Annotated in this window: 11 protein-coding genes and 1 pseudogene; 5 read left to right on the top strand and 7 right to left on the bottom strand. The window is 54.9% G+C overall.

Annotated features, from left to right (window positions below; all coding sequences use genetic code 11):
• Positions 1-12 precede the first annotated feature (12 nt).
• Positions 13-954, top strand: a complete 942-nt coding sequence (locus tag K0H79_RS16855) for a DUF72 domain-containing protein (protein ID WP_220076575.1) — start codon at positions 13-15, stop codon at positions 952-954.
• Positions 955-1,068: 114 nt separating this feature from the next.
• Positions 1,069-1,533, top strand: a complete 465-nt coding sequence (locus tag K0H79_RS16850) for an Sbal_3080 family lipoprotein (RefSeq protein ID WP_220076574.1) — start codon at positions 1,069-1,071, stop codon at positions 1,531-1,533.
• Positions 1,534-1,556: 23 nt separating this feature from the next.
• Here the strand turns inward: K0H79_RS16850 and ric are convergent, their stop codons facing one another.
• From ric to K0H79_RS16825, 5 genes are all read right to left on the bottom strand, one after another.
• Positions 1,557-2,261, bottom strand: a complete 705-nt coding sequence (gene ric, locus K0H79_RS16845; protein ID WP_220076573.1) for an iron-sulfur cluster repair di-iron protein — start codon at positions 2,259-2,261, stop codon at positions 1,557-1,559.
• A gap of 373 nt (positions 2,262-2,634) precedes the next feature.
• Entirely contained in the window at positions 2,635-3,021 is a 387-nt protein-coding gene (locus tag K0H79_RS16840; protein ID WP_220076572.1) for a DUF3718 domain-containing protein, read from the bottom strand.
• Positions 3,022-3,300: 279 nt separating this feature from the next.
• Positions 3,301-4,059 (bottom strand): hypothetical protein, encoded by a 759-nt coding sequence (locus K0H79_RS16835; protein ID WP_220076571.1) that lies wholly within the window; start codon positions 4,057-4,059, stop codon positions 3,301-3,303.
• Between the two features lie 146 nt (positions 4,060-4,205).
• The gene (locus K0H79_RS16830; protein WP_220076570.1) at positions 4,206-6,311 is read right to left on the bottom strand and encodes a TonB-dependent siderophore receptor; all 2,106 of its coding nucleotides are present in this window, start codon (positions 6,309-6,311) and stop codon (positions 4,206-4,208) included.
• Between the two features lie 234 nt (positions 6,312-6,545).
• Entirely contained in the window at positions 6,546-8,390 is a 1,845-nt protein-coding gene (locus K0H79_RS16825) for a choice-of-anchor I family protein (protein WP_220076569.1), read from the bottom strand.
• 405 nt (positions 8,391-8,795) lie between these two features.
• On the opposite strand from K0H79_RS16825, the gene K0H79_RS16820 reads away from it, so the two are divergent.
• A complete protein-coding gene (locus K0H79_RS16820) occupies positions 8,796-9,305 on the top strand; it encodes a hypothetical protein (protein ID WP_220076568.1) in 510 nt (169 codons plus the stop codon).
• Positions 9,306-9,491: 186 nt separating this feature from the next.
• Positions 9,492-9,704 (top strand): annotated as a pseudogene (locus tag K0H79_RS16815) (hypothetical protein); the annotation flags it as partial.
• A gap of 139 nt (positions 9,705-9,843) precedes the next feature.
• Here K0H79_RS16815 and K0H79_RS16810 read toward each other — a convergent pair.
• Both K0H79_RS16810 and K0H79_RS16805 read right to left on the bottom strand, forming a co-directional pair.
• Complete coding sequence (locus tag K0H79_RS16810) at positions 9,844-10,344, bottom strand: hypothetical protein (protein ID WP_220076567.1); 501 nt, start codon at positions 10,342-10,344, stop codon at positions 9,844-9,846.
• A gap of 198 nt (positions 10,345-10,542) precedes the next feature.
• Positions 10,543-11,544: a hypothetical protein gene (locus K0H79_RS16805; protein ID WP_220065806.1), complete on the bottom strand. Its 1,002-nt coding sequence runs from the start codon at positions 11,542-11,544 to the stop codon at positions 10,543-10,545.
• 599 nt (positions 11,545-12,143) lie between these two features.
• On the opposite strand from K0H79_RS16805, the gene K0H79_RS16800 reads away from it, so the two are divergent.
• Positions 12,144-13,259, top strand: coding sequence for a sugar diacid recognition domain-containing protein (locus tag K0H79_RS16800; RefSeq protein ID WP_220076566.1), 1,116 nt, complete (start codon positions 12,144-12,146; stop codon positions 13,257-13,259).
• Positions 13,260-13,269 lie beyond the last annotated feature (10 nt).

Genomic DNA, 13,269 nt, shown 5'->3' with positions numbered 1-13,269 from the left:
ATTTGCGCCGACATGCCACTCCCCGAATTACCCAACATCCGCATCGGTATGGCCATGTGGTCCCACCCCGGTTGGAAAACCCTGTTTCCCGGTATGGATGCCGAAGCGCGGCTGGCCGCTTACGGCCGGGTATTTGGCACAGTGGAAGGCAACACCAGCTTTTATGCCCTGCCATCGGCGCAGCAGGTGAACATTTGGCAAAGGGCCACGCCGGAAGATTTTCGTTTTACCTTCAAACTGCCAAGACGCATCACCCACGAGCTTTCACTGCGGGATTGCCGTGAGGAAGTGTTGCAGTTTTTTCAGCTGTTTGAGCCCTTGATGGCCAAAACCGGCGTGTGGAAAATCCAGTTGCCAGCCCGTTTCGGCCCAGAATCTTTACCTGTGCTGACACAGTTTCTGTCATTGCTGCCCGAGGGGGTTGGTCTGGGCGTTGAGGTGCGCCACAGGGCGTTTTTCGCCAAGGGCGAGGCCGAGCGCGACTTCAATCGCCTGCTGATGGACAAGGGTATCAATCGCATCATCATGGATACCCGGCCCGTATTCGCCCTGCCAGCCATCAACGAGGCGATAACCGATGCCCACCAGAAAAAACCGCGGGTGCCTGTGCATCCCCTTGCCACGGGGGCCAACCCGGTGGTGCGCTTTATCGCCCAGCCCCATACCCCTGCCGCATGGGGGCCGGGTGGCAAGCCTGCCGACCTTGACTGCGCAAACAATCAGGCCTTCTTTGCCCCCTGGCTAGGCAAACTCGCCGACTGGTTGGCCGAAGGTCGCTCCCCCTATCTTTTTATTCATACTCCGGACAACAGTGATGCCCCACTGCTTGCCAGCGAACTGGTGGCACAACTTGCCGCGCATCTGCAGGCCTTACACCCCGGGCTGACCTTGCCCTCGGTGATGCTGGAGAGTACCGAATCTGACGGTGGCCAATTTGGCCTGGGACTCCAGTAATAAAGTCCAGCCTGACCGTGTTTCCTGCTTTATTTTTGTTACAGGGCTCAACAGGTTGGACCGTAAGAGCTCTGACCCGGACCGTCGGGGAACTCAGTGTTTCTGGGGGTAATAATGAAAAAGATCATCATCATGGCTATGGCAATGGGCGCACTGTCTGCCTGCACCATCAAGCAGCATGTCGATCCCATCAATCTCGATACACAGGCCGCTATCTGCATTGTGGAAAATCCGGATGTGCGGGAAGGATTTTTGCTGGAAATGGAAAAGGTGCTGCGGGAGAAGCAAATCAATTATTGGGTGGTAAAAGAGCTGGACGCACGGGATGGCTGCGAATGGACGGCCACCTACACGGCCAGCTGGGCATGGGACCTGGCACTGTATCTGGTTTACGCCGAAATCAAAGTCTTCCATGAGGGCAAATTGGATGGTGAGGCCATCTATGATGCCCGCATGGGTGGCGCCAATATGGGTAAGTTTATCGACGCCGAACCTAAAATCCGCGAACTGGTTGAGCAGCTTCTTGCCCGGAAGCAGTCAGCCGTTACCTTGGTCGCCCCAAGACAAGTGGCGCCCTGAGGTAGCTGTTCAGCTTGTGAAGCTCACCCCTGGGTGAGCTTCAGTGTTTTTGGAAACAGCACATTATTTTCCAGATGAATATGGCGGTGCAGATCCGCTTCAAACTCAGCCAAGGTGTGGTAGCAAATGCGCCATGTGGTACAGGCATGGGGTGGCGGAGTGAAATCCCCGGTTAGCTCCCGCAGTTTTTTCAATACATTGCCCGCGTCTTCATGTTCATACTCCATGGCCCTGACCGGATTGCCAATATGACCGAAACAGCCATTGACCTGTTCACCGGCGGCGAGGGCGCGAATGGCGGGGAAGAGGATTTGTTCTTCTTTGAGCAGATGGGGCATCAGGTCGTCCACCAGGGCCCTTATCCAACCAGCCAAGGGTTTGATTTCGCCGTGGGTTTCACCGTGGGCACGCACCATTTTGGCGGCATACTCCAGCAGCAAGGGCGCCTTTTCCCTCACATAGGTGTGATGGGTTGATTCAATATAATCAATGAGTTCGGGCAGGGGCAGTTTGTCCAGTTGGTCATCGGCAGCGCCAGAGGCCGCGTTTAGTAACAGTGCCTGCATCACCTCGGAAGGGTCAGCCTCGGCCCTGTCGCAGGCTTCTTTCAGTGGGCGGCCGCCGCCACAGCAAAAGTCGATGCCAAAGCGGGAAAACACATGGGCACGCCTGTAGTCCTGCGCCACCAATTCGCCAACCGAACATTCGAGTAAAGCCTGTGAATACATAATGCGCTCCTTTAGCTGCAATCTGCATGCATGTTAAGAACGCACACTGACGGCGGCAATATAAGCTTGAGTATTTTGCTGGGTTAATCACAGCATCGGGGCCAATTTATGCCTAAAGGAGTAGCGTTGGAGCGGTTCAGGGACTCTCGGAATACGATTCCAGCGCCAGAAAGCGAAGTGAGAGCGCTAGAAAGGAAGACAGAGAGTGTGTGAGTGAGTGTGCGTGAGTGAGTATGCGCGACTGTGCGCGACTGTAACCGAGCCTGGCAGGGCGCTGCGGATGACCTCTCAGGTTCGCCGGGCCCCTGTCGGCCAGCGTGTAGCCGCACAGGGGAATCACCCGGTGGAGACCTTGTCGATTGTTGCAGCCGGCTTAGCGTGAAGACACCTGGATATAGACAATCTCGTCGCTGTTTGGGCTTGCAGCAGCAGAGAGATCTTTAATGGTGACGTTTTCTATTACCCGGTTTTGCTCCCTCGAATGGGACGCCAGGTAGTCATACGCCTTGTCGGCGCCATAGCTGTAGGCAAACTGGGCAATGCTCTTGTCGTTGCAGCGAATACTATTGGCATGGTAGCGGGCGCTGGAATTGGACTCAGCTATTTGCATCCGCAGCTTGGTCAGCTTATTGCTGCCTGCGGCGACGCACATCAGGGTTTCAGGGCTGTTGTCGGCGGCGATAAAGCGGTATTCGGTGGCGCCTGCTGTGGCGGTTAATCCCAGCAGTAATGCAGGTATCAATATGATGCGAGCTTTCATAGTCTGTTCCTTCAATGATGACCTATCAAGTTCCTGGCCTTGTGGAGGGCGCAGTAGGGCTTGCCGGTGAGTGCCAGCCCAGAGCGGCGTCCCATGGCAAATTCACTGTAGGAACTTCCGCCGGGAAAAGCTGTAAGCACATGTAGGAGACTTGTATCCGGATGGAAATTCTGTATGGCTGAATGTCGCTGAGTAAGCAGATGTGTCTGATAATGTCGTTGGAAACAGATTTAACATCTGCCTGGGGCTCGGCCATGCCCGGCACCTGTGGATTGGGCGTCAGTCTGTCAATGGTTCCTGGCCAGCGGGAACCGGCCCGGGCTGTGGCAGGGTTAAATCGACCCTGCGCCACTTCAGGGCCTGATTATCTGGGTCGTTGGCCTCGAGCCAGGCCTTGGTCTGGTCGCACAGCAGCGCACGTTCGGCATGGAAAAACGCAAGCCCCTGCAAGTCGTCCCTGTTGGTGTCGGTCAGGCGCCACCTCAGCATCTGCCAGGTGGTTTGGCCCCATTGGGGATGAAGGCTGGTGTAGGGGGCAAGATCGCCCGTGAGGGTTGCCATCCAGTTGCCGGCGCGGGTGTACAGCTTAAGCTCGCAGCTCTTGGGTGAGAATCGCCACTGGCCGCTGCGGGACTTTTTCTCCTGATAATCAAACGGCGAGGCAGGGTAAGCATCGGGGGCAGTATTATCGCCCATTTCCGTGGCCAACCTGGGTGAGTATTCCTGGGTTAGGTAAAAGCGCCTGTCGCTGGGCACTTCTGAGGTCACGCCGCCGGTCACCGGAAACTCCATGGACAACATCAGTTGCCAGCGGTTGGGCAGGGTGGGGGTGTATAAGCTGGCCACAACACTGACCTTGGCCGAAACAAAGCGATCGCTTATCTCGGGATAATGATTGTCGTTGGGGGCAAAGCGATAACCGCAGCCTCCAAGACCCAGTGCAAGCAGTCCGGTGGCACCCAAGGAGACGGCGCTGATCGTGCTCAAAAGCGGGCGGTGGCTAAAAGCGGTCAAAAACGGCCTGGCAGCTCGGAACATTGAAACATCCTTATTCAATGGATTGGCGGGCATGTGTATTATGCCCGCCGGTATGCGCCGCTTATCTTATTGAATAATAGAGGTGAATACCAACCTATGGTCCGGGCATTGTGACCAGGGTATCGGCTGAATGCCCTGCTGCCGGATTAGAAGCGATAAGTTGCAGTTAACTCCAGTGAGCGACCGGCCCCCGCCAACTGGGCAAATCCTTCGTCCTTGTTGTTGCGGTAGTCGGCCACGCTGACGCCACCCAAAGGTAGCTGATAGTAGTGGTCGAGGAGGTTATTCAGCGCCAGTGTTAAGGTCAGTGACTGCCAACTCACGCGACTTTCCAGGTTCAGCAGCGAATAGCTGTTGGTGGTATTTTCCAGGCGGCGGCTGTCTACCTCGTCCTTGGTGGCCACCCACTGCCATGCGAGTGCTGTTTGCCAGTCACCCAGACGATGGGCCAGCGCCAGGCGGGTTTCCAGGGGCTTGATTTGGTACAAGGGCTCACTGCCGTCTTTGCGCTCACCCCTCAGGGCAGTGGCTTCGGCCTCGATGCTCCAGCGGCCGCTCTGGCCTTCACTCAGCCGGTAGTCGGCGCTCAGGTTGGCACCATACAACCTGGCATCCAGATTGGTGAACTGCAGCAGGTTACGGCTGCCATCGGCGCCGCCACGGGTGAAGCTGCCAATCACCTCCACATCGATATAGTCCTGAATGTCGCTGTACCAGGTGGAGGCACCGAATTGCATATCCTCCCCGGCATAGCTGTAGGCCAGGCTCAGGGTGTGGGCGGTTTCGGGGCGCAGATTGATTTCGCCCACATAGCCATTGCCATCACCAAACCAGCCCACCATGGTGCTGGCCATTACGCCCCGGCCCCAGCTGTAGCGCTCGTAGAGGTTGGGCGCACGGTTTTTCCGGGCCAGCCCCAGCTCCAGTTGCCAGTTTTCACCACCCTGATAACGGGCCAGCACTGTGGCATCGAGCAGCGCATCCGACTGCTTGCGGTAGCTGCTGTTAAAGGCGGATGCCGCCGCGGCATCGGCATTGGGCATGCCCATTACCGGCATCTGGTTGTAGGGCTGCACTTCACCCGTATTGGTGGTCACATATTCAAATCGTACGCCGGATGATAACCACCAACGGGGGCTGAGGTTATGCTGCCACTCGCCATAGAGGGCGGCGCGGCGCCGTTGACCATCGTGAATGTTCACATAATCCATGGGACCCATCATCATGGAGCCGGGCACCGCAGGCCAGGTATCGTCGAGGCGCTGGTTAAAAAACTCATGGCCCCAGAGCCAAACATCGCCGTCACTCTCCGGCAGGCGCCAGGCCAGTTGATAACTGTAGTCGCTGCCTTCGGTTTCCATGGGCATCTTGCCCGGCTTCTCATCGGTGAAAAAGCCCATCTTGTGCTGCACCAGATGCCAGTTGAGCTGGGCACTGAACTCGCCCTCGTTGGCCAGCCTGCGGTCGTAATTCAGCTGTGCCCCATAGCCCTTGTTATCAGTCATATCCATGTATTGGTTGGCAAAGCCTTCGAAGGGGATGTACTGATGGGTCAGCTTGAGCGACAGGGTTTGGCCTTCATCCTGCCAGGCCGCGAGCCAGCTGTGGTTTTGGGCGCGGAACAGGGTATCAGTGACCTTGTTGCCATGGCCGTCCCGGTAGCTTTTGGCATCTTCAAAGGCGCCGCGGTACTCGAAGCTCAGGTGTTTGCTGCTCGCCGAGGCGCTGGCACCATAGGTTTGGCTGTGACTGACACTGCGCCATCCGGCCGACAGCGAGCCCTGATCCCATTGCAGCGACTCAGACTGGCCAAAGCGGGGCACCAGGCTGCTGACCTTAATCACACCGGCAATATTGTCGCCCCCCAGGCTCACCGGTGACACGCCCGCCACCACGCTGACACTGCGGATTTGACTGGCCGACACATACGACAGGGGCGGGTTCATCTGGTTGGCGCAGGCCGCCGACACCTCGGCACCATCTACCAGGATCTTGATGCGATCGCCCATCATGCCATTCAATACCGGCAGCGCGGCCATGCCGCCGGCGGCAGAAAAGTCCACCCCCTGCTTACCAAGGAGACGCTCGGCGCTGCCGAGTTGCTGATGGTCTCCGGGCCTTTGGCCTTCGACCTCGAGGTGTTCGATATCGGATAAGGGGGCCTGAGTCGCCAGGGAAATAGCGGGGAATGCGCCCAGGGTGACGGACAGAGCGATAAAGAGTTTATTTTTAAGAAACAAAGCATTGTGCATTGAGTAGGCCTCGCTGTTGCTGTTGTTTTGGCATGGGCTAAAAGCGCGGCCATTATAGGCGGCAACCTTTGTGACCAAGGTGTGGCAAATTGTCGCAGTAACAGTGAAGGCTGAATTAGCAGGCCGATGTTGGCGGGTGGCCACCCAGAAGCATAAGGCCGCAAAATAGAGGCCATAAAAAAGCCCGACGCCTTATGGGCAGCCGGGCTGGGAACAAAGGGCTAAGCCCTGGGCTTATTTTTCGCTGACCTGATACAGGGTCACGCTGCCGCTGACTTCATTACCCACCACCAACAGCGGCTGGCCACTTGGACTGTCGTCGGCGCTGATGAACTTGATGCTCTCGGGGCCTAAATCACCTGCATTGGGCACCTCGGTACAGTCCATGCCTTCGCTGCTGTCGCAGGGGTTGGCAAGTTCGTCATCCAGTTCAAAGCTCACATCAAAGTTGCGGTTGTTGTAGTGGGCCACAAACGCAGCCTGAAAGGGATTACTGATGTCATATACAAAGAGATCGCCCGAGCGTTCCTGGCCGATAAAGGCGTAGGTGCGGCCATTGATGGTGCCCACGTCTATGGCTTCCGGCTCGCCGCCCTTGTCGTCGGAGCGGTCGTCACCCTTGTTTTCGCTGTGGGAGCTGTTGGCATTGTTGCCAAGGACAGCGGCGGCAATGCGGCCAAAGTCGTCACCGGAGTCAAATACCTGATTGAGCTGGGCATCCCAGATGGAGAAGGAACGACCACCGTAGGCATACAGGCGCTCGACTATGCCGTCCCGGTCTTCATCCAGCAGCGCCGAGGTTACCTTGAGCCTGCCGAGGCCGTTTTTACCACCGCTGACATCATAGAGATTTTGCAGTTCGGCAGAGAGCTGCAGATTAAACTCGTCGGGGTCGACCACGTCGGCCACGCGGATATCTTCGGAGTAGGCATTCCAATCGCGGGAGTCACCCTCGTTGGCGCTGACAATAAAGGTGGCGCCATTCCAGCTGTAGGTGGCAATGGTGTCGGGTTGATACATGCCGTACACCCCGGGGGCGTGTTGCAGCTGGATAACCTCATCCTTGTTGGTAAAGTCCAGGCGGTATTGGCTCCAGTCCTTAACACCCAGCGCCTTGACCTCCACCGTCATGGCCTCGAGATCTACTATGCCGATGGCGTTGTTTTCCTGCAGCGACACCCAGGCAGTCTTACTGTCGGCGGCAACGCTGATGTACTCGGGCTCTATGTCCTGCGCCGCCGTGGTGCCATCCGGCCCGGCAAATTTCACGCCGGATGCCTTGAGCAGCGCCATGCGCTTGGCGTCGGTGTCGTAATCGGTGGCCTTGATAAGCTTGCTGGAAAAGCGCATATCGGTGCCAAAGTTGATGTGCTGCGCCATATCCGCCGGCTGGTTATTGCCGAGGGCAATCACACTGATGCTGCCTTCGGGATCGGCAAGATAATCGGTATCCGGCTCGCCTTCGTTGGCGACCAATACCCTGGTGCCATCGGGGGTAAAGGTCAGCATGTCCGGCAGGGCACCAGCGGCAACGGCCTTCACAAAGGTGGCTGAGCCATTGCTGTCGAGCTGGTAAAAGAGCACGGCGCCGGTGGCGGTTTTCACGGCGTTTTCCACCGCCAGTGCCAGCCAATCACCCTGAATGGCGAGGGAGTTGGCCACCCCAAGGGTGAGTTCGGTTTCGCTGTCGTCGGCGTTTTTCACCTTGACCGACGCCGGGAAGCTCATGGGAGTGGAGGTTAAACTGTTGTCCGAAACCGGATTTGCCACGGCGGCGGTAGGCAACCCCGCCAGACTGATAACCTCGATATGGTTGCTGGCGGCATTGATGGCAAAGACTTTGGCCGATGCCTTGTGAAACTGCACTATCTCGGCGGCAGATTTACCGTAGATGCCACTGGCAAAACGGCCCACCACCTGAATGTCGAGCTCACGCACCGCGTCCTGACCCGGTTGACCTTCCGGCCCGGAAATTCCCGGTGCGCCCGGCTCACCCTTGGCGCCATCGTCGCCATCGGTAGAGCAGCCTGCCAAGAGTGAAGCCAGCGCCAGTGCCAGCAGCGAATATCTGAGTGTCATCCTGTTTTCCCCTTTCCATCAATGTTTGTCATAAATGACAAGATGAAACCCACTTTGAATGACAGGGGGATGACACTTTGGTGGCAACTGTGTGAAACGTCAGTCGTTATTGCTATGTCCAAGCAGCCAGGCCAGTCGTGGATCGAAGTATTTGAGCTCGATTGGCCTCCCGGACAGAGTCTTGCCTGCCAGTCTGTCGTAGGGGCCTGTGTGCCGTATCTCACTCCGGGTATTAAGTCTCAGTTTTCTAATTGGGTAAGATTGCTTGATACTGTCAAGAAGGTGTCGTACGACAAATAGTTGACGCACATGGTTGACAGTATTTCATTCTGTAACTGATAGTTAACTCGCGAGGTTGCCCCACTGAGCGTGGCAGCCCGCACTTATCACTCAGGGAGAATGGCGATGAAAAGAGTTGCACTGGGAGTCGTGCTGTTAACTATGGTGAATTTACCCACGGCCATGGCCGCGGTCACCTACGACGAACATGGTGTGGGTTTTGTGGGCAAGGGGGATATTCAGTCTATTTATGATTGGAACAACAGCGACTTGCAGCAAAATGCCACGCAGTTGAGTTTTCAATTTATTGGTGCGGGTAAGGTGACCTGGCTCTGTGAATGGTGGACAGGTCCTGATAACAACCGCAAGTATCACACTGTGTCTGAGTCGGCAGATGCCGTAAGCGCCACGGTTGCCATGGATCCCCGCAAAAACAAGCAGGGGCAAATTACCGGCTTTCAACTCCTTGGCACTGAAGACAGCGACAGCGACAGCCTTGCCGTGGGTGAGTGTGGCGGTGAAGGGGCAGGAAAGCAGCTGGTGGAGGGCAGCATTCAGTACGAAGGCAGTGAAGAGCCGATGCTGCAGGTGAAGTTTGCCGATGGCGACTGGTATGACTTACCGTTGACGCTTTGATACTGATTCCATGCAGATGAGAATACCCGGCGCACGTGCCGGGTATTTTGTTTTTGACGGGGGCAGGCGCATCACTGATCCAGATCAGGGTAAATTTGCCGCAATAGGTTAGCTTGGGCTGTATCAGATTTAACTTATGCTTGCAGACCTGTGGGCAGATGCTGCAACAGAGGCGGGAAATTACAGATGCGCGATGAGACCCTGATCCGAGTGCTGAAGACCCTGATGCTGCTGGGGATCTCGTTAATTTTGCTTGGCGTTTATCTGCATAACTTTAACGACGCCGTCGAAGCTATGGGGGTGAGGGGGATAATCCTCAGCGCCCTGTGTGTGGCCATTGGTATGGCGCTCTCCCTGCCCACCAAGATGTATCTCACCTTTGTGTTTGTTCGGCGTGAGGAGCTGGCAAAACGCCTTGCCGCAGAAGGTGGGCACGGCTTTGACAAAGCACCTGTCGAAGCGGCAGACAAAGTGACAGATGCAGGGGCAGATGAGGCCGGGCGCTGAGCACGGCTCACATCAGCACTGTGCACGCCGATTACAGTGACAGGGAGGACAAAAACTTCTCAGTATCGCCGTTATTGGCTTCGTGGTCGGTATAGATGGCGGTTTGGGTCACCATGGCGTTGTGAAAGCTTATCATCCGCTGGGTGACCAGCTTGTCGTTAAAGTCCAGGCTGAACTCGTAGCCATCGTAACCATCCACCATGATAAAGCGCTTGTCTTTGAGTCTGGCGCCCATGTTGATAAGGGAACTGGGGTAATAGTCCCCCAGGGTCACATCCGGGTTTTGTATCACAACCAGGGTGTACTCGGCGGCGGCGTGCCTTGAGCCTTGCCATTCCACCGTGTGTCCTTCCACCGAGCGGCGCTCCACCGTGGGCGCCTTGGGAAACATCACGCTGATGTTCACTGTGTCCAGCACATAGGGCTGCCACACCACCTCAGGCTTGGCCTTTTCTGCATAGTGCTTTTGATACAGGTCGTAGCCGCCGTAGGCCAGCGCCCCCACCAATAAGAGTTTCAAGAGTCCGTTCATGCCTGTTCCCTGTAAAAACTAACATCTGGCTAAAGGTTTTGCGTGTTGCTGAAAGCTATCAAGTGAGTGCATCGATGATTGATATATCTTGCAGCTTTGCTTGATAACAAGTTGGATGGTGAAGCCTGAAAACTATCCGACCCAGATTTACGTTGAATCAGGAACCTATCAAGGTAAATCTGAGTCGTTATAACAGCATCAGCGAATTAACGTATCTTTACCCAGTACTTCTTCGTAGTCGGTTATTATCTCTTTCAAAGGTCTGTCTTCTTTGTTGGAGAGAAGTTTGTGGGATAGGGCGCTGAGTTTGATCAGAATATCTTTACATTCAATGCGTGCAGCTTGAACTTCACAGGAAGTGCCATAAAGGATCTGAGCCATGAGTTCATCACCTTTGGTGACGCTTGATGATGCCAAATTGATATAAGTGGTAAAGACAGTATCCCTGATTTGGTCTGCTGTATTATTTCTGATGGCATCTTTATAAGTTTCTTCTTCGCCACTTGGAACAAAGCTGCTAACCCAAGAAAAATAATCTATATCCAACAGTATTGAAAACGCCCTGTCTTTGAAATCACTGTTGGAAATAAGCGCTTTGATACTGTCTTCGGTCGACAATGTTTGATTGTGAAGGGTTTCATTGACAATGTTTTGTAAATCAACGAATTCCTTGAGAAGTGCAGACCATCCAGAACCTAATCTATTATGAATTTGGGCGATTTCTTCTATGTCACGGAAAAAATCTTCTCTGATTTTTTGACCATCTTTTATGGAGTCGAGAACCGGCAGCAGGGTGTAACGACGTTTTTGAATGGTCTCGTAGTAGTGGTCGGTGCCTTCAATAAAGGCTCTTAAGGACTCAAGCTGTGTTTGAATAAAAGGACGGTTTTTTCCGATGTGTAATGCAAGTTTCGAGAAGTTTATTCCATCGCCCTTGTCTGTCAGACGAATATCTATCGGCCGCTCAAACTTGGTACCATTGAGAACGATTTGACTGAACGCATTCTCAAACTCCTCAAGGATTGACTGAACTTTTGCCAGCGAAGATGCCCGTGCTCTTTCATTGATACCCACTTCACGCTCGTTTTTGGCTCGACGGCGACTTTCGAGCCACCAGGTCGCTAATGCGGTGATAATGGTAACGCTGGTGGCAATATCGAAGCCCAATTGCACTTTTTCAGCTAGCAAACTATCAATCATAATTCCTTTTCCCTGATAATGGTGATGTTGTGTAAATCATTGAATTAGATGCAAATGCCTCATCAAATTGCCCGGTTTACTGCATGGGTCTATCCCTTGGCACCAACCAAGGCAAATTGACACGTAAAAACAATACAGGACAGACGGATATCCCCAGCACGCAGTGATTACCAGCCAGGGGGACACCACTGGAGACTTACAGCGGCACTCCCTTGTCACCCTCGCCGCTTCAGTATGGCGAGCGCCCACATCATCCCTATGAATGCAGTTTTAAAATTGCAGCCTGAAACCGCAATCAAGAAATAGATTAAGCATTGTTTTTTAAAATAAAGTTACAGCAGCGTACGATAAAAGTGACATACGGGCAAGCGCAATACCCTAGCCTAAGTCGGCAAATACGGCCGATGTCACAAACATTATTTTGCAGCGCAGTGAGATGAGACGAGCGAATACTGACATTGGGTTTTATGGCCACTCCAGGATCGGATAAAGTGGCGCTAGATTAAATAGCATCGGCAACGCGGGTAGCACAGTGGGTTGTGCCAGCCATTTACGCGCTATCGCTTCAGTTTCCCAGATGCTTCCGTTTCGGAGATCCTATGCAACTCAATGATGTCCTGGCGGCGCAGATTGTCAGCCGGGCAATGAAAATCCTGTCGTTCTCGGTCAATGTGATGGACGAGCACGGCCTTATCATTGCCTCCGGTAATCCGGAGCGGTTGCATCAACGCCACGAAGGGGCAGTGCTGGCCCTGGCCGAAAACCGGGTGGTGGAGATTAATGAGGCTACCGCCCAGCAGCTCAAAGGGGTGCGCCCTGGCATTAATCTGCCCATTGAGTATCAGGGCAAGCGCATTGGGGTTATCGGTATTTCGGGCGAGCCCGATGAGGTGCGCGCTTATGCCGAGCTGGTGCGGATGACCGCCGAGCTGATTTTGGAGCAGGCGGCGCTGACCGAACAGCTGCAGTGGGATAAGCGCCACAAGGAGGAGCTGGTACTGCAGCTTATCCGCGGCGAGGGCGATGTGGAGCAGTTGCAGCAGGCGGCGCGTTTTCTGGGGCTGGATTTGGCACAGCCCCGGGTTGTGGCTGTGCTGGCGCTGGAAGAGGCGCAGCCGGCAAGGCTTCGTGAGCTGGTGCATCAGCTTGAGAACCCGGAGCGCGACAATCTGGTGGCGATTCATGGGCTGGATGAAATCGTGGTACTTAAACCCGCCAAAATTGTCGATGAGGTGTGGCAGTCGGAGCAGGAGCGGGGGCGGGTAAAGCAGCTTTTGGCACGTATACCGCACTTTAAGGTGCGCATCGCCGTGGGCGATTATTTTGCCGGTGTCGATGGGCTGGCGCGCTCTTATCAAACCGCCCGCGACACCCTGCGCCGGGGCATGCGTCAGGCACCGCGTAAGCAGGTGTACTTTTTTGAAGACTATCGGCTGCCGGTGCTGCTTGGCAGTTTGGCGGACTCGTGGCAGGCCGATGAACTGCGCGCCCCCCTTAAGTTGCTGACGGGTTCCGACACCAAGGGGGTGCTTGTTAAAACCCTGCGGCAGTATTTCGCATTGAACTGTGATCTCAATCGCTGCGCCGAAGCCCTGTTTATTCACCCCAACACACTGCGTTATCGTATCAGCCGTATCGAGCAGATAACTGGCTTGAATATCAATAACCTGGATGACAAATTTTTACTCTATCTCGGTCTCAATCTGGAAAGCTGATTTGTTCGAT

Source organism: Shewanella sp. FJAT-52076, assembly GCF_019457455.1.
Classification (GTDB): domain Bacteria; phylum Pseudomonadota; class Gammaproteobacteria; order Enterobacterales; family Shewanellaceae; genus Shewanella; species Shewanella zhangzhouensis.
The sequence above is the reverse complement of the archived record's forward strand: the minus strand, read 5'-3'. Positions and strand labels throughout refer to the sequence as shown.